The sequence below is a fragment of the Streptomyces sp. NPDC055962 genome (assembly GCF_042270185.1).
Taxonomy (GTDB): Bacteria; Actinomycetota; Actinomycetes; order Streptomycetales; family Streptomycetaceae; genus Streptomyces.
On the sequence record NZ_JBHJYN010000001.1, the window covers coordinates 734024 to 750201 of the forward strand.

The 16178-nt window shown below is 71.8% G+C and carries 10 protein-coding genes; 5 read left to right on the plus strand and 5 right to left on the minus strand.

The window, feature by feature from the left end; genetic code table 11:
• The first annotated feature begins 128 nt into the window (after positions 1-128).
• Positions 129-1484 carry a glycoside hydrolase family 18 protein gene (locus tag ACFC51_RS03255; protein WP_376372277.1) on the plus strand — a complete coding sequence of 452 codons (1356 nt, stop codon included), beginning with the start codon at positions 129-131 and terminating at the stop codon, positions 1482-1484.
• A gap of 82 nt (positions 1485-1566) precedes the next feature.
• Complete coding sequence (locus ACFC51_RS03260) at positions 1567-2682, plus strand: threonine synthase (protein ID WP_376372274.1); 1116 nt, start codon at positions 1567-1569, stop codon at positions 2680-2682.
• Positions 2683-2736: 54 nt separating this feature from the next.
• Here the strand turns inward: ACFC51_RS03260 and ACFC51_RS03265 are convergent, their stop codons facing one another.
• The gene (locus ACFC51_RS03265; RefSeq protein ID WP_376372271.1) at positions 2737-3219 is read right to left on the minus strand and encodes a cupin domain-containing protein; all 483 of its coding nucleotides are present in this window, start codon (positions 3217-3219) and stop codon (positions 2737-2739) included.
• A gap of 88 nt (positions 3220-3307) precedes the next feature.
• Here ACFC51_RS03265 and ACFC51_RS03270 point away from each other — a divergent pair, with 88 nt between their 5' ends.
• Positions 3308-5905, plus strand: a complete 2598-nt coding sequence (locus ACFC51_RS03270; protein WP_376526761.1) for a glycosyl hydrolase family 65 protein — start codon at positions 3308-3310, stop codon at positions 5903-5905.
• 69 nt (positions 5906-5974) lie between these two features.
• Positions 5975-7213, plus strand: a complete 1239-nt coding sequence (locus ACFC51_RS03275; protein ID WP_376372266.1) for a DUF2993 domain-containing protein — start codon at positions 5975-5977, stop codon at positions 7211-7213.
• Positions 7214-7217: 4 nt separating this feature from the next.
• Here ACFC51_RS03275 and ACFC51_RS03280 read toward each other — a convergent pair whose 3' ends face one another.
• Both ACFC51_RS03280 and ACFC51_RS03285 read right to left on the minus strand, forming a co-directional pair.
• Entirely contained in the window at positions 7218-8174 is a 957-nt protein-coding gene (locus ACFC51_RS03280; RefSeq protein ID WP_376372263.1) for a hypothetical protein, read from the minus strand.
• Positions 8164-9366, minus strand: a complete 1203-nt coding sequence (locus ACFC51_RS03285; RefSeq protein ID WP_376526764.1) for a hypothetical protein — start codon at positions 9364-9366, stop codon at positions 8164-8166. Before ACFC51_RS03285 ends, ACFC51_RS03280 begins: the two co-directional genes overlap by 11 nt.
• A gap of 179 nt (positions 9367-9545) precedes the next feature.
• Here ACFC51_RS03285 and ACFC51_RS03290 point away from each other — a divergent pair, with 179 nt between their 5' ends.
• Positions 9546-10361: an alpha/beta fold hydrolase gene (locus ACFC51_RS03290; protein ID WP_376526767.1), complete on the plus strand. Its 816-nt coding sequence runs from the start codon at positions 9546-9548 to the stop codon at positions 10359-10361.
• Between the two features lie 72 nt (positions 10362-10433).
• On the opposite strand, the gene ACFC51_RS03295 is transcribed toward ACFC51_RS03290, so the two are convergent.
• Together ACFC51_RS03295 and ACFC51_RS03300 are read right to left on the minus strand one after the other, a co-directional pair.
• Positions 10434-11858: a glycoside hydrolase family 43 protein gene (locus ACFC51_RS03295; RefSeq protein ID WP_376372411.1), complete on the minus strand. Its 1425-nt coding sequence runs from the start codon at positions 11856-11858 to the stop codon at positions 10434-10436.
• A gap of 699 nt (positions 11859-12557) precedes the next feature.
• Positions 12558-16157 (minus strand): Z1 domain-containing protein, encoded by a 3600-nt coding sequence (locus ACFC51_RS03300; RefSeq protein ID WP_376526770.1) that lies wholly within the window; start codon positions 16155-16157, stop codon positions 12558-12560.
• Positions 16158-16178 lie beyond the last annotated feature (21 nt).

Below are 16178 nucleotides of genomic sequence, written 5' to 3' on the forward strand. Positions count from 1 at the left end.
TTCCTGTGCACAGCACGGCTCCCGAAGGCCTTTCCCGCACACGGACAACTCCCCCGCGAACAGCGCGGAACCAGCACCCGGAACCAGCACCCGGAACCCGTCCGGGACCACGCACAGGAACGAGCCCCATGCGCCGAAGAACCCTGACCGGACTGACCACCGCCGCCTGCGCCCTCACCCTGCTGGCCGGCCTCGCCCCCGCCGCCACGGCCGGTCCGGCCGGTCACGACCGGGGGCCGGGCCACCACGACCGCGCGTACCGCACCGTCGGATACTTCACCCAATGGGGCGTCTACGGGCGTGACTTCCAGGTCAAGGACCTGGACACCAGCGGCACCGCGGAGAAGCTCACCCACATCAACTACGCGTTCGGCAACGTCAGCGCCGAGGGCCGCTGCTTCACGGGCAACGTGCCCGGCGAGGCGGACGCCTGGGCGGACTACGCCCGTCCGCTGGACGCCGCGGGATCGGTCGACGGCGTCGCCGACACCGACACGCAGGCGCTCGCGGGCAACTTCAACCAGCTGCGCGAGCTCAAGGCCGCGCACCCCGGGCTCAAGGTGATGATCTCCCTGGGCGGCTGGAGCTGGTCCACCCACTTCTCGGATGCGGCCCGCACCGCGGCCTCCCGCAAGGCACTCGTCTCCTCCTGCATCGACCTGTACATCAAGGGCGACCTCCCGGTGGACGGTGCGCGCGGAGGCGACGGAGCGGCGGCCGGCCTCTTCGACGGCATCGACCTCGACTGGGAGTGGCCCGGCTCGGCCGGCGACACGGACACGGTGTACCGCCCCGAGGACAAGAGGAACTTCACGGCCCTGGTCCACGAGTTCCGCACCCAGCTCGACGCCTATGCGAAGAGCAGCCGGAAGGGGAGGTCCGAGGCGAAGCACTACGAGCTGTCCGCCTTCGTCCCCACCGCCCCCGCCAAGATCGACGCGGGCTTCGACGTGCCGCGCATCATGCGGGACTTCGACTTCGTCAACCTCCAGGGCTACGACTTCCACGTCTCCGGCGAGAAGACGACCGCCCAGCAGTCCGCGCTGTACGCCAGGGGCGACTTCAGCGTCGACCAGACGGTCCGTGACTGGATCAGGCGCGGCGCGCCGGCCCGCAAGCTCGTGATGGGCATGCCGTTCTACGGGCAGGGCTGGACCGGTGTCACGGGCGGCGGCGACGGGCTCGGACAGCCCGCAGCGGCGCCCGCGCCGGCCACGTACGCCGCGGGCTACGAGGACTACAAGGCACTGAAGAAGCTGGCCGATTCGGGGCAGTACACCGTGCACCGGGACACCCGCAACGGCCACGCCTGGCTGTTCGACGGCACGACCCTGTGGACGTACGACGATCCGCAGGTCCTGCGCGCCAAGACCTCGTACATCCGCGACCGCGGGCTCGGCGGGGCGATGTTCTGGTCGCTGGACGGCGACACGGACGACGGCGAGCTGATGGCCGCGGTCGACCGGGGGCTGGGCAGGCGCTGACCCCCGGTGGGGACCGCACGGGACCCCGTGCGGTCCCCACCGCTGCTGGATCCGGCACGTACCGGCGTCCTACATTCGCCTCATGTCTGATACACGGATGCCCGAGGCGGCCTACCTCTGTCCCCGGGACGGGGCACGGGCCCCGTCCACGACGACCGCCTGGTGCTGCCCGGCCTGCGGAGGCCCGTGGGACCTCGACACCGGGGCCCTGCGGCCGGTCCGCCCCGACGCGCTCGGCGGTCGCGTCAACTCGCTGTGGCGCTACGAGGAGGCCCTCCCGCTCGCCGGGCCGGCGGTCTCCCTCGGCGAGGGCCGGACCCCGCTCGTCCCGCTCACGGACCGGGTCTCGGCCAAGCTCGACTTCCTGATGCCCACGCTCTCCTTCAAGGACCGCGGCGCGGTGATGCTGGCCGAGCTGGCCCGCAGGCTGTCCCCGGACCAGGTCGTCGCGGACAGCAGCGGCAACGCGGGGACGGCGGTCGCCGCGTACTGCGCCCGCGCCGGGCTGCCGTGCACGGTGTACGTCCCCGAGGGGACCTCTCCCAAGAAGACCGAGCAGATCCGCGCCCACGGCGCCCGCCTGGAGACCGTGCCCGGCGGGCGCGAGGCCACGGCCGTGGCCGCCCGCGCCGCAGCCGGGGCACCGGGCACCTTCTACGCCTCGCACGTCTTCAACCCGTACTTCCTCCACGGCACGAAGACGTACGTCTACGAGATCTGGGAGGACCTGGGCGGCACCCTGCCCGACGCCATCGCCGTACCCGTCGGCAACGGCACCCTGCTCCTCGGCGCGGCGCTCGCCATCGGAGAGCTCCTCGCCCACGGCCTGATCGACCGCCGCCCCGCCCTGATCGCCGTACAGGCCGAGGCCGTGTCCCCGCTCGCCGCGGCGTTCCGGGCGGGGGCGGAGGACCTGTCCGGTGCCCCGGAGGGGGTGGCGCCCACCCTGGCCGAGGGGATCGCCATTCCCCGCCCGCCCCGCGCGCGTCAGATCCTGGCCGCCGTCCGGGAGTCGGGCGGCACCTTCCTGACGGTGACGGAGGAGCAGATCAGGGCGGCACAGAAGGATTTGGCCGCCCGGGGCTTCTTCGTCGAGACGACCGGGGTCGCCTGCTGGGCGGCCGTGGGGGGCGAGACGGAGCGGAGCGTGGTCGTCCCGCTCTGCGGGGCCGGCCTCAAGACGGGTCTCGCGGCCTGAACGCGACCGCCCCGGGCCCCTGCGCGCTCCGGGGCTCCCGGGGCCCGGGAGCGGTCACTGCGTCCAGTAGGTGTCGTGCCGGAAGAAGAACTCCGCCCGCTCCTTCTCCGGCCAGTCGGAGACCTGCCCCACCTTCTCGAAGTACTCCTCGCGAGGCGCCCCCGGTGTGAAGAGCAGCAGCATCGAGGCGGGCTCCCCGGAGTCGTTGCGGAAGGCGTGCAGGCCGCCCTGGGGCACGTACACGAAGTCCCCCGGCACGGTGTCGGCCCACTGCCGGCCGTCGTAGATCCGCACCGTCCCGTCGAGGACGAAGAACGACTCCGAGATCGACCGGTGGAAGTGCTCGGCCGGGCCGCCCGCCCTGGGGCCCATGTCGATCCGGTAGAGACCGAATGCGCCGTGCGTCGACTCCGAGGTGGCCAGGTAGTGGGTGCTGCCGCCGGAGCGTGTCAGCAGATTCGGGGTGGTGCCCGCCGGGCGGTAGCGGGCGCTGATCTCGCCCGTGCCGTCCGTGTAGACAGGTTCCGGATACGACATGCCGTTCTCCTGACCCCGGCCTGGACCGGTCCGCTCGTCCCGCGCGCCGGTACCGCACCGGTGGCGCGGCCTTCCCTACCTTCGGGGGGTGAGCCTCTCGCGCCTCTCCCTCGTCACGCCCTTGATCGTGGGCACGCTCATCGCCCCTCCGCCGCTCGCGTACGCCGCCGGTCCGGCCCCCGCCCCCGTGTGCGGGGCGCCCGGGACGGCCTCCGACGCCTCCTGGTCGCCGACGTCCACCACCTTCGGCGAGGCCGGGGGATACGACCCCTATGTCGGCAACGGCTACCTGGGCCACCGCGTGCCCGCCACCGGCGCCGGTTACGCCGCCACGGGCGGGAACACGGGCTGGCCCCTCTACACCCCACGGTACGACGGGGCCTTCGTCTCCGGGCTGTACGCCCGCGACCGGGCGCTCGCCGGGGGCCGCGAGGTGATCGCCGCACTGCCGTCCTGGACCACGCTGGACGTGCGCGTCGGCTCCGAGACGTACGGTTCATCCACCCCCGCCGGCCGGATCTCGCACTACCGGCAGACCCTTCACCTGCGCTGCGGCGTCGTGGTCACCTCCCTGCGCTGGACCACGGCCGACGGCCGCGCGACCGACCTGGCCTACGAGATCCTGACCGACCGCTCCGACGTGCACACCGGCGCCGTGCGGCTGCGGATGACCCCGCACTGGAGCGGCACGGCGACGGTCACGGGCCGGCTGGACGGACGCGGGGCCCGCCGGGTCACGGTGGCCGGCGACGGCACGTTCACCACGCTCGGCACGGGCACGGAGGGTGCGGTCGCCCAGCGGGGCACCACCGGCACCCGCACGGTCCGGGCCGTACCCGGCCGGACGTACACCTTCGAGAAGTACGTCGGCGTCGACACCGCCCTCACCTCCCGCACACCGGTAGCCTCGGCCGGGGCGGCGGCCGACCGGGCCGCCCGCCGCGGCTGGTCCGGGGTCCTCTCCGCCAACGCCGCGGCCTGGCGCGAGGCATGGGCGTCCGACGTCAGGACACCGGGCAGCCCGGACCTCCAGGCATGGCTGCGCGCCGCCCGGTACGGGCTGCTCGCCAGCACCCGGCCGAACTCCTCGGACAGCATCGCCCCGGCCGGGCTCACCAGCGACAACTACGCCGGTCTGGTGTTCTGGGACGCCGAGACCTGGATGTACCCGGGGCTGCTGGCCACCGACCCCGAACTGGCCCGCTCCGTCGTCGAGTACCGCTACCGCACCCGGGACGCCGCCCGCGCGAACGCCCGGAAGCTGGGGTACGAGGGGCTGTTCTACCCCTGGACCAGCGCGAGCAAGGGGGATCTCGACGCCGAGTGCCAGAGCTGGGACCCGCCGCACTGCCTCACCCAGAACCACCTCCAGGGTGACATCGCGCTCGCCGTCCAGCAGTACTACCTGGCCACGGGGGACCGGGCCTGGCTGGCGGACCGGGGCTGGCCGCTGCTGAAGGGCATCGCCGACTTCTGGCAGTCGCGGGCCACGGCGAACCCCGACGGCACCTGGTCGGTGAAGGACGTCGCGGGCCCGGACGAGTACAGCAACGGGGTCACCGACGGCGTCTTCACCAACGCGGTCGCCGCCACCGCCCTGCGCCACGCCACCCGCGCCGCGGAGCTGCTCGGCCACCCGGCCCCCGCAGGCTGGACCCGGGTCGCCGACGGGCTGCGCATCCCGTACGACGCCGAGCGGAAGGTGTTCCTCCAGTACGCCGGTTACCTAGGCTCGACCATCAAGCAGGCGGACACCGTGCTGCTCATCCACCCGCTGGAGTGGCCGATGGAGGAGGGCGCCGCCGCCGCGACCCTCGACCACTACGCGGCCCGCACCGACCCGGACGGCCCCGCGATGACGGACTCGGTGCATGCGACGGCCGCCGCCGCGATCGGGGAGCCGGGCTGCGCCACGTACACCTATCTCCGGCGCGCGGTACGCCCGTTCGTCCGCGGGCCGTACCACCTCTTCTCCGAGGCGCGGGGGGAGAAGTCCGGCGCCGAGGACCCGCTCTCCGGCTTCCCCGCCGAGGACTTCCTCACCGGGAAGGGCGGCTTCCTCCAGGTCTTCACGCACGGTCTGACGGGGCTCCGGCTGCGCGAGGACGGCGTACGGCTCGACCCGCTCCTGCCGCCGCAGCTCCGTGAGGGCGTGGAGCTGACGGGACTGCGCTACCGGGGCCGCACCTACGACATCGCCGTCGGACCCCGCACGACCACGGTCCGGCTCACCGGCGGCGCGCCCTTCACCGTCCACACCCCGGCCGGCCCGCGCCGCCTCTCCTCCACGCTCACCCTCCCCACCCGCCGCCCCGACCTCGCCCCGACCTCCGACGCGGCCCGCTGCCGCCCCGCGACGGCCACCTCCGAGGCCCCGGGTCTGTACGCCGAGGCGGCCGTGGACGGGAGCCCGGCGACGTCCTGGTCACCGGACGGCGCGACGGGCACGCTGACGGTCGCCCTGCGCCACGTCACCCGTGTCGCGGCGCTCACCCCGCGCTGGACGGACGTCGCCCCGGCCTCCCACACCCTGGAGACCTCCCTGGACGGCCGCGCGTGGCGGCCCTTCCGTACCGGTGACACGGCCCGGAAGGTACGGATGACGGTCCGCTCCGCGGACGCCGGGAAGCCCACGGGGGTGAGCGAACTGACGGTCCGCACGCAGCGTGACGGGGCCGGGGACTGATCGTGAGTTAGATCGCTTACCGGGGGTCCGGGTTGTGTGCGGGGATGGTTCTCATGTTCGGATGAGGTGATGCACACCCCGCACCGCACGGACCAGCATCACCACCCCCAGGGCCGCTCCGCAGCGATCCGCAACCCCTACGAGGAGCTCGGAGCGCTCGCCGAAGCGCCTGAAGCCGGCCTCCCCGGCGGGTCCGCGGGCGAAGGCGCCGCCGCGCGGAGGCCGGGGCGGGAGCGGGAACGGCCCCCGCGCACGGACCGCCGCGGCGGCCGTCGGCGCCGGCGTTTCGCGGCGCTGCCGCTCGCCGCGAAGGCGGTGGTGGGTCTGGTCGTCCTCGTCGCCTTCGTCGCCCTCGCGGACCGCTGGGCCGTGCTGTTCGCCGAGCGGAAGGCGGCCGACACCCTCAAGAGCCGGCTCGACCTGACCGCGGCCCCCGAGGTGGAGATCGGCGGATTCCCGTTCCTGACCCAACTCGCGGACAAGAAGCTGGACTCGGTGAAGGTGACCGTGCCCGATGTGGCGGCCGACCGGGTGTCGCTGGCGAAGGTGTCGGCCACGGCGCACGACATCCGGCTGAACGCCGACGGCCTCACCTCGGTGCGCGGTGCCGACGTCTCCCGCCTCGACGGCGACGTCCTGCTGTCCTTCGACGACCTCAGCCGCGAACTCGGCGCCTCCCAGGTGACCTTCAGCGGTGACGGCGGCGACCGGGTCGAGGCCCGGGGCACCCTGCCGGTCGCCGGCCACGACCTGCGGCTGCACGCCGAGGCCACGATCAGGCGGCAGGCCGAGCGGGGCATCGCCACGGACATCGGCGGCATGCGCCTGGACATCGGGGACGTGGCGACCTACCGTCCCGGCTCGCGCCCCTCGGACGGCCTGCACCTGACGCCCGGGGCGTCCGCCGATCTCGCCCGGGAGACCCGCAAGGCGAAGGCGCTGCTGTCGGTCCCGGCGATCGTGCAGCGGCTGGGGGTGCCGGAGGCGACCGTCCGCGAGGGCCTGGGCGACGACGGCGCGCTCACGAAGCTGACCGGGTCCCCGCGCTTCGCCCGCGAGGCCCAGAGCCTCGACCTCATCGACCTGGCCGAGGACAACCCGGAGGTCCTCAGCGACCTGGGCCTCGACCCCGGCCTCCTCGACGCCTTGTCGGGGCTCACCCGGCCGGTCCTCGCCGACCGGCTGTCCCTGGCTTTCGAACTGCCGGAGCCCGAGCACGGGGACGTGCGGCTGCGGGACGTCCGCGTCGGGGAGGACGGCATCCGGGTGCGGCTGACGGGCTCGGGGCTGGCCGTGGGCGACTCCTGAGCGGTCAGTCCTCCGGGCAGGGAGGATCCTCGCCGTCACGCCGGTCCCGGGCGTACTCCGCGCCCGTCTGCTCGTACCACGTGTGGGGCAGACGGGCGCCCTGGTACCGGCATGCCAGGGGAGGGAAGTAGACATGGCTGTAGCGGGACGTGTCGCGCAGTTCGCCGGTCAGCTCGAAGGGCTTGCCACCAGGGCCGCTGATCGTCATCTCCGCCGCGCTTCCCGCGACTTGGTAGTGGACCCGGTAGCGCCAGCGGCAGTGCCCCTCGTCCGACGTCGCGTGGACGATGAACGCCTCGGTCTCGTTCTGGTTCAGGGTGATGTGCTTGGCCGCGGCCCCGGTGAAGAACGGTGCCGCGCTCCTGCCGTCCTTCCCGATCGCCTTCAACCGTGGCTGCGGGGAGTCCACGGCCACCTCCAGCGGAATGACGTCCATGACCCCCTGCGAGGGAGCGTGGACGAGGCTGCCGCCCAGCGCCGCCCCGCACGAGCCGCCCTCCAGCTCGGGGACGATGTCGGTGATCCGGACCTGCTGGGCCGCGCGGCCCTGCAAGCTGATCATCCAGTCCGCGGTCCCGACGTCGACGAAGTTCCCCTCCTGCCAGGGGCTGTCCGAGGAGAGCCGCTCGCGAAGCTTTCCGTCCGTGTCACCGCGGGCCAGATAGAACCCGAACTCCTTGACGTTCCGGACCTCGACCACGTCGATGGCGCCCTGGGGCGAGAGCCGGTCGGGCACCCGGTCCAGCGGCAGCATCGTCCTGACCGACGCGGTGAGCACGTCCTGGAAGGTCACGGTGACGACGGCCAGCAGGATGCCCACCAGCCAGGTGGCCGGGCTCCTCAGATGCCGCAGCCGCCCCGGTGGCGCATCGGCCCGTGCCGGACCCTGCGCCCCTCCCCGGCGCACACTCGCCCGGGTGAGCGCGTCCGACCTGCGGGCGACCCGTCTGCTACCGCGCAACGTTCAGCTCTCCCTCGTCCACATCCGCAGCGGGCGCCACCTCGCGCCCGCGGTGCGTGAGCAACAGCACCGCCCCCAGACACGCGGCCCCCGTGGCCCATCCCCACGCGGTGCCGAACCGTACGGCGTCGCCGACGGCCACCCACAGGGGCCGCACCGATTCGGGATCCGAGAGGCGCGGGGCGAACCACTGCAGCAGCCAGCCGTCCACGAAGGCGGCGGCGACGGCGGCGAGCAGGGTCACGTACCAGCCCCGCATGAACAGCCGCACCGACGCGGCCGGGCGGCGTCCGGCCTCCACCCGCCCGGCCACGGATCGCAGCGCCACCGCCGACGCCACGAGGAGGACGGCGCAGACGGCCAGGGTCGCGATCCAGCCGCTGATCCGTTCGGTGCCGACCGGCCGCAGGCGCAGCGCGGGGTAGAGCAGGCCGCTCCACTCCTCGACGGCAGCAGGCGGGCGGTACGCGGTCCACAGCTCCGGATCGAAGGTGCCCGACGACGACTGGACCAGCGGGCGCACGCGGGTGTGCCGGAGGAACGGACCGCCCGCCACGGCCAGCAGTACGGTCGGGATCAGCGCGGCGCACACGAGATCCCGCCGCTCCCGGGCTTGCGTGAGCAGGGGGACCGGCGCCTCCTCGGCCTGGGGCCCCTCCGTCGTCCCCAGGTACTCCACCAGGACCGCCGCGTGCCGGTAGCGCCAGATCAGCGACCAGACGGCGACCTGCAGCCAGACGGTGCCCAGCGCGAACTGGGCAGCGGCGGCCGGCACCGCTCCCAGCCGCGCGTAGCCGAGCCACTCGCCGTACGTGGGCACGGCCGAGCGCGCGTCCGGGCCGAGAAGCGGGCCGATCAGCGTGGCCACCCCCGAGGCCAGGAGCACGGCTCCCACCAGGGCGAGCACGGTCCTCGTCCGCGGCCTGATCCACCGGGCACCCCGGAACACGCCGTAGGTGAGGATGCCGCTCAGGACGACGAACACGGCTTGCGGCAGCCATCCTTCGGCCCGGTCCAGGTCGTGTACCGCGAAGCCGTCCAGCGAGAGCCCCAGCACCCGGACGTCCGGGATCCTCGATCCGGGCGCAAGGGTGTCGATGACCAGGTGCTTCATCGGGTCGAACGCGAAGAGCAGGACTGCCTGGTTCCAGGCCCCGTATGCGGCCAGCGCCACGGACAGGCGGCGATTCACCGTCGTACTCCCCCGAGTCACCTGCACATGCCATCGAATCCGGTGCCCAGTCTGCCCTACCGCCCCCCGGCCACCAAGGGCTTTCCCGTGCGGGGGTGTCCTCACCCCGGGGCGTAACGGCCTCCGGTACGCCCGGAAACCCTCCCCGCGGTTCCGGCCCCCGCGCTAGATTGCCCTGCGTGATCACGACAACGGTCAACGGCGTGTCCCTCCACCATGACGACCAGGGCCCCTCGGACGGCACACCCGTGGTGCTCGTGCACGGCCATCCGTTCGACCACACCCTGTGGGCCCCTCAGGCCGCGGCACTCACGGCAGCCGGTTACCGGGTCGTGACGCCCGACCTTCGCGGCTACGGCGGCAGCGAGGTCGTGCCGGGGACCTGCCTGCTCTCCGACTTCGCCGACGACATCGCCGCGCTCCTCGACACCGTCGGCCTGGAGGACGTCGTCATCGGCGGGGTCTCCATGGGCGGTCAGATCGCCATGGAGTTCCTGCGGACCCGTCCGGAGCGGGTGCGCGCGCTCGTCCTCTCCGACACCTCCCCGGTCGCCGAGACCGAGGAGGGCAAGGCCGCCCGCGCCGCCCTGGCGGACCGGCTCCTCGCGGAGGGCATGGGCGGATACGCGGACGAGGTGATCGGCAGGATGATCGCCCCGTACAACGTCACGGCCCTCCCTGACGTGGCCGGACACGTCCTGGCCATGATGCGCGGCACCGCCCCGGAGGGCGCCGCGGCCGCACTGCGCGGACGGGCACGGCGGCCCGACTACCGTGACACGCTCGCCTCGGCCACCGTGCCGGTCCTCCTCGTGGTCGGCGCCGATGACGACTACACCCCGGTCGGCGACGCGGAGACGATGCGGAGCCTGGTGCCGTCCGCCGACCTCGTCGTCATCGAGCGGGCGGGGCACCTCCCCTGCGTGGAGCAGCCCGCGGCCTTCAACGAGGCGCTCCTGCGCTTCCTCGGCTCCCGGGTGAGCGGCCGCGGCTGACGCGGCCTTCGCCCACCCGGGACGGACACGGCGGGCGCCGCCGCACCCGGGACGGAGGGGCGGGCGCCGCCCTCAGTTCGTGTAGACCTCGGCGCGGTCCACGCTCACGAAGGAGGCACCCGACTGCGTGCCGTGCTCTCCGGTGACCCGGACGCGCAGCGTGTGCCGCCCCGGGGACAGCCGGGGGCTGAGGTAGTGGAGCGTCTCGCCCGTGCGGATGGCTCCGTAGAGGTCGACGCGCTGCTCGGGACCGCCGTCGATGCTCAGAGCGGCGATGCCGTTCCCGGTGTCGCGGACGGACAGCAGGGCGATGCGGGTGCCGGTGAAGGTGAAGGTCGCGGTGGCACCCGCGGCCTCACTCCAGTGGTCGTCGCTCCAGAAGCACTGGGTGGCGCAGCCGCTGCCGGAGTTCCAGGCACCGGTGTACGAGACGGTCCCGGCGCCGCTGGACCGGCCGTCGTCGTTGATCCAGTAGGTGCCGGACCCGGGGTCGCCGGACGGCAGGTCCTGGGTGGCGCCGAGCGCGTACGGACGGCCGAAGTCGGGGCTGCCGTCGGCCTTCCAGGTGAACCGCTGGGCGCGGGTGGTGCGGTTGGAGTAGGTGAGCGCGGACGTCGTCTTGGCGTGGTAGACGATCCAGTCCTCGGTGCCGTCGGGTGAGCTGAAGAACGCGTGGTGGCCCGGGCCGTACACGCCCCGGTCGTCGGCACGCGAGAAGACGGGGCCGGGGTGCTGGGTCCAGTTGCGGGGCACCAGCGGATCGGCGGTGGCGGGCAGCGACATCATCCAGATCTGGTAGTCGGGCTTGCCCGTGTCACAGGTGGAGTAGGTCATCCACGTACGGCCGTTGCGATAGAGGAACTCCGGCCCCTCCCGGACCTCGGGACAGCCGCCCGCCGCGTCGATGGCGACCGCGTCGCCCGAGACGGTGTAGGGGTTCGACATCGGGGCGATGTTGAGCCCGTTGTGCTGGTACGGGTTGATGCCGCTGTAGGCCAGGTAGAGGCGGCCGTTGTGCTGCAGGATGCCGGCGTCGATGGCGAAGTCGTTCGCGTGGTTGGGCGGGGCGAGCTTCGCCTTGAAGTGGTACGGACCGGCCGGGTCGTCGCGCTCCGACTCCAGTACGTACAGGCGGTGGTGGTCGTCGACACCGTCGTCGGCCGTGTAGTAGAGGTACCAGCGGTCACCGAAGCGGTAGAACTCCGGCGCCCAGATGTTGCGGTTGCGGGAGGGGTCGGAGTCGGTCCACACCGTGACCGGGTCGGCTGCGAGCAGGGTGCCCAGCGAGGACGAACGCCACATGCGGACGCTGTCGCCCTGGGTGGTGGCCAGGTAGTAGGACCCGTTCCAGTGGGTCATGAACGGGTCGGGCCCGCTGTTCAGCGGATTACGGAACGTACCCGCGGCTGCCGCCCGTGCTGCCGGAGCGGCGGCCTCCGCCACCACCGCCGGTGACGCCGACAACAGGCCCGACAGGACGGCGATGAGTACGGCCACCGCCACGGCCGCCCGGCGCACGGCGCCGCCGCGGCTCGGGGAAGGCTCGCGGGCGGGGGCGGGCAGGGGGATCCGGGCTGCGCGCACGGGCGGCTCCTTACGGCTGGAGGTGCTCGTCGGTGGGGGGCGCTGCTCTATTACATCGATGTAATGGCGAGGTGACACGCTAGGGACAGCGCCATCAGGTGTCAACGGTCGCCCCACGAAAGGGACTTCGGGCGGACCGGCACACCTGCCGCACCGAAGCCCCCGCACGCACCTCCAGGCGGCCCACCAGCGCCGCGCACGAGCCGGGCCCGCCGCGACACACCTTTGACGCAGGGGCCGGCTCCCGGGAGAGCCGGCCCCTGCCGCCCCGCCCGCCGGGCACAGAACGGGAAGAAACCAAGGGCCCGACCCCGAAGAGCCGGGCCCTCCCCGAGCTGCATGTTCGCCGTATCAGCGACGTGGCGACACGCCAGCGTTACACGTTGAAGCGGAATGTCTGCGGATTGATCCTGACCTGCGGCGAAGCCTCACCTAGGGCTTTGAACAGGCATTTCGCCGTCGGCGCGCGTTGACCTCCGATGGTCCCTTACGGGTGTCCTGCGGACTGTCTGCGGACAGCTCGCTCCGTCGCCGAATCAGGCACGCGTCCAGCCAGACATTGCACGAGCCGGACCTCGTCCGTCCGTGAAGCATGGATGGGGCGCTGTCTCGCTATGCGTCGCTGGCCTGGAAGCGGATAGCCGGCCCGGATCCATCGCTGTCCTTCCTATCGGGAGTCAGCAGTGCGAAGGCGACGGAGACGCGGGTGGGGTCTACCGGTTGTCGGAGCGACTCTTCCGGTTCGATGACGGGATAGAGCAGCGCGACCCCGCGCTCGCCGTCATGCAGCAGCTCCCTCGCCACTCGGCGGTGGCCGGGATCACTGATCGCACCGAAGGCGCCCGGGCGCCGACGGGTACGCCGGAACAGTGAGATCTCGGGCGCCCCGGGAAGGATGCTCTTCAGAGCATTTGCCGAGGCAAGTTGCGGGGCCACAATCAGCCATTCACCCAGGGGCTCCGAGGCAGTGCCGAGACCCCGTAGATAAGCGAGGTGCGGTGCGAAGACCTTGGGATGCTCCCATTCCAGACCAGCCAGTACGTCGAGTAGCTGGGCGTGCGTGACGATCGCGGTGAGCGCCGAGAACGAGGCCGCCCTCGTCCCATCGTGTGCGGGCACCGAGAACCGCTCCAGTGGACCGTCCAGAGCCGAGAACACCGGTCGCCATTGTTCCGTGTTGCGTGCGATCGTGGCAGCCCTGACAGGGAGTGCGCTCGGCTCAACCCACCTGCCAGGCGAGCGGATCTCCACGAGCCTGGCATTGATCATCTTGCTCGCGCTCGTGGGTTTCAGCTCCGGGAGGTACTGGGCCACTAGCGGCCTGATCTGCGACGGCGTGATCGCCAGGCCGCCGTCCGCCGGCTGCGCGTAGTCGGCGAGCTGCGCCCGGAAGGCGTCTTCGTCACGGCAGGCGGCTTCGAACGCCTCGTACAGACCGAGGCCCTTCTCCCCTCCCACACCACGCCCGATGTAAAGCCGCACCAGGTCCCGGTAGCCGTGGCGGAACCCGAACCACCGGCCCATCTGCATGAGTGAGTCGGCTTGGCTGGTGCTGCGCCGGTAGTACGTGACGGTCAGACCTTCGACGGTGAAGCCACGGGAAAGCTTGGCGCCCCCCACAAGGATCTTCCACACCGGGCGACGGTCGAAGTCGACGGTCCCACTCTCGATGTCCCGGTCGCCATTGACCACGACGACGGGACCCCCTCCCGCTTCGATGCGCGTGCGCGCCTCGCGGAGGTACGGCGCCAGGTCAGCGAAGTCCACCGGCCTCACGAACCCGTCGTGGTGGTGGTCCGAGACGCGAGCGAAGTCGCACTCGAAAAGAGCCCGCAGCCGTCCGAGCCGGCGTTCCCCCTCCTGCTGGTCCGCGTGCCAGAGCTGGGCGATCCTGTGGGCACTCTCGCGGTGGTCGGCCATCCGTACGGACTCGTGGACGAGCATCGTGTGGTGGCGGTAGCCGATGCCGCTCGGGTCGTGCGCCTCACGGTAGAGCTTGACCGCCCCCGAGAGCAGGAAGGCGTCCAGTGCCTGGCGCAGGTCCGCGTCGCCATCGTCCCCGGTCTCCCGCATGGGCCGGACGTGCGCGAGCTCCCGCGAGTCTGCGACCGTCCGCTCGTGCACCGGAACGGAGGAGTCGAAGTCGTGAAACTCGCGCGCCCCCATGTATCCGGAGGGGCGGGGTAGGGCGATCACGAAGTCCTTGGGGAACAGGTCCTGCTGGTCGGCCGGGTTGATCAGGACGTTCGCGAACGGGGTGGCGGTGTAGGCGACGTACTGGGCGCGCGGGAGCAACACCAGCAGTTCGGAGATGAGGCCGTTGATCGCCGTGCGGTCAGCTCTCTCCTTTCCGATCCCGGCCTGTGCCGTGTTCACCGATCCGTGGTCGGACTCGTCGTCCACGATGAGGACGGGAACCTCTTCGAGCTGTCGCCCCAGCCGCCGGAGGTCGCTGACGACCTTGCCCAGCACCGCCTTGTTCTTCTTCACCACCATCAGCCGCGCCGCGCTGCGGTGCAGGTTGTGGGGGTGGTGGAACGGCAGGGCGGGATCGGCCTTCTCGAATTCGAGCGCGGTGATGCCCTGGCGCAGCGCCCGGTAATCATCGTTCCGGGTCGTGAGCCGGATGACGTCAAACGCGCCGAGGCGCGATGGGAGTTCGCCGTGCGAGAGGAATCCGCCCTCCTGCCACGCCGGGTCGTCGGCATACTCGGAGTACTCCTCGGGAGCGCCGCGCAGAATGTTCTCCCTGCCCACCAGTTCCATATCGAGACGCCGTTGAGTCTGGGCGCGCAGCAGGTTGAGGGTGCCGCTGAGCACGATCACCAGCCGATAGCCGCGGTCCACCGCCTTGGCGATCACGCCGGTGAAGCTCGCGGTCTTCCCGGACTGGACGTACCCCATCACCAGGCCCTTGGTCTGGTAGGCGGCTTCGTCCGTGGGGTCGGCGAGACGCTCGACCACTCGGTCGGCAGCCTCGTCGATGCCGGTAACGGCCTCGGCCGGCCAGCCCTTGAGGTCCCTCAGGCCCCGTTTGTAGGCGGGCCAGTACCAACCACTGGTGAGGTGCGCCGGAGTGGCCCACGGTTGCGGCGGTTCACCGATGACGATGGGGCCGGCCACGAAGGAGATCGGGATCAACTCGGTCAGGATCCGGCGGGTTGCGGGCTCCAAGGCGAGGGCTTCGTACAGCGCAATCCGTCGCTCGGCGCTGCGGGGCGTGCTGTCGGTCCACCGTGGGCCCGTCTCGTGGTCCCACCGATTGATGTTCCGTCGCCACGAGTCGACTAACGGACCCGCGGCAGCTCCGGCTGTCAGCTGGCCACGCAGCACGTGCTGTGAGGTATCGGGCCGGGCCGGCAGGTCGGAGGACACGTACACGACTGCTCGGGCAAAGGGCCGAGGGCCGGACCCGACCATGGTCTCGAAGGCCAAGTCATGCAGCTCGACCGTTGCCTCCCCCAGCGGTCCGACATCCGGATCGCCCAGCGGAACGAGGCTATCCAGCACGTCGCGGTGGCGCTGTTCGAGTTCCAGCCGGTCATAGGTCGCGCATCGGCGATCCCGTGTACGCGGCAGGGAATCCGTCCCCGCCATGGTGGGTACGGAATCCGCACCCACCAAGATGGCGCGCCAAGAGGCAAGAACGGTGGAGCGCACGCGGGCGGGCGTGTCACGGGCACCGGGTACGTTCTGTGCCGCGTAGCGGTCCAGCTCGGTCAGGAAGGCGTCGCCACGGTCCTCCAGCGACCCTGTGGAGATGTGCAGTTGAGTGCGCAGCCGACGGATCTCTGTGAGGGCCCGGTTCAGGGCGGCCTCCGCTTCCGTGCTTTTGCGATCTGCCTCCTTGGCCTGTTCGGCTCTGCGGCGGACCTGGGCGCTCAGCGTCCTAATCTGGTGCTGCGGATCCTTGCGCCCCTTCTTGGCGGCGTCATGGAGGCGCCGCAGCCGATCGGCATCGGCTGCGGAGAGCCGGTCTCCGGCAAGTTTGACGAGCTGTTCGACGAACTGCGCAGGCGGAAAACTCTTGCACCTGAGGTACCGGCTAACCGTCGTGAAGTCCCACGACAGCTCGCGGGCGACGGCCCTGAGCGAGAGGCCCCGCGTGACGAACGCCGCGCGCATCGCCTCTACGAGGTCCAGTTCGGCGGCGGACAGATCGGCGCGAGGCTCATCGAGGGTGCCGTCCGCCGGGTTGTCTGACAGCACCACCCATTACTACCTGCTCCCTCT

What these genes read in the sequence shown, in the direction of transcription:
- ACFC51_RS03255 (WP_376372277.1), top strand. Translation starts at nt 129, where the DNA reads ATGCGCCGAAGAACCCTGACCGGACTGACCACCGCCGCCTGCGCCCTC.
- ACFC51_RS03260 (WP_376372274.1), top strand. Translation starts at nt 1,567, where the DNA reads ATGTCTGATACACGGATGCCCGAGGCGGCCTACCTCTGTCCCCGGGAC.
- ACFC51_RS03265 (WP_376372271.1), bottom strand. Translation starts at nt 3,219, where the DNA reads ATGTCGTATCCGGAACCTGTCTACACGGACGGCACGGGCGAGATCAGC.
- ACFC51_RS03275 (WP_376372266.1), top strand. Translation starts at nt 5,975, where the DNA reads ATGCACACCCCGCACCGCACGGACCAGCATCACCACCCCCAGGGCCGC.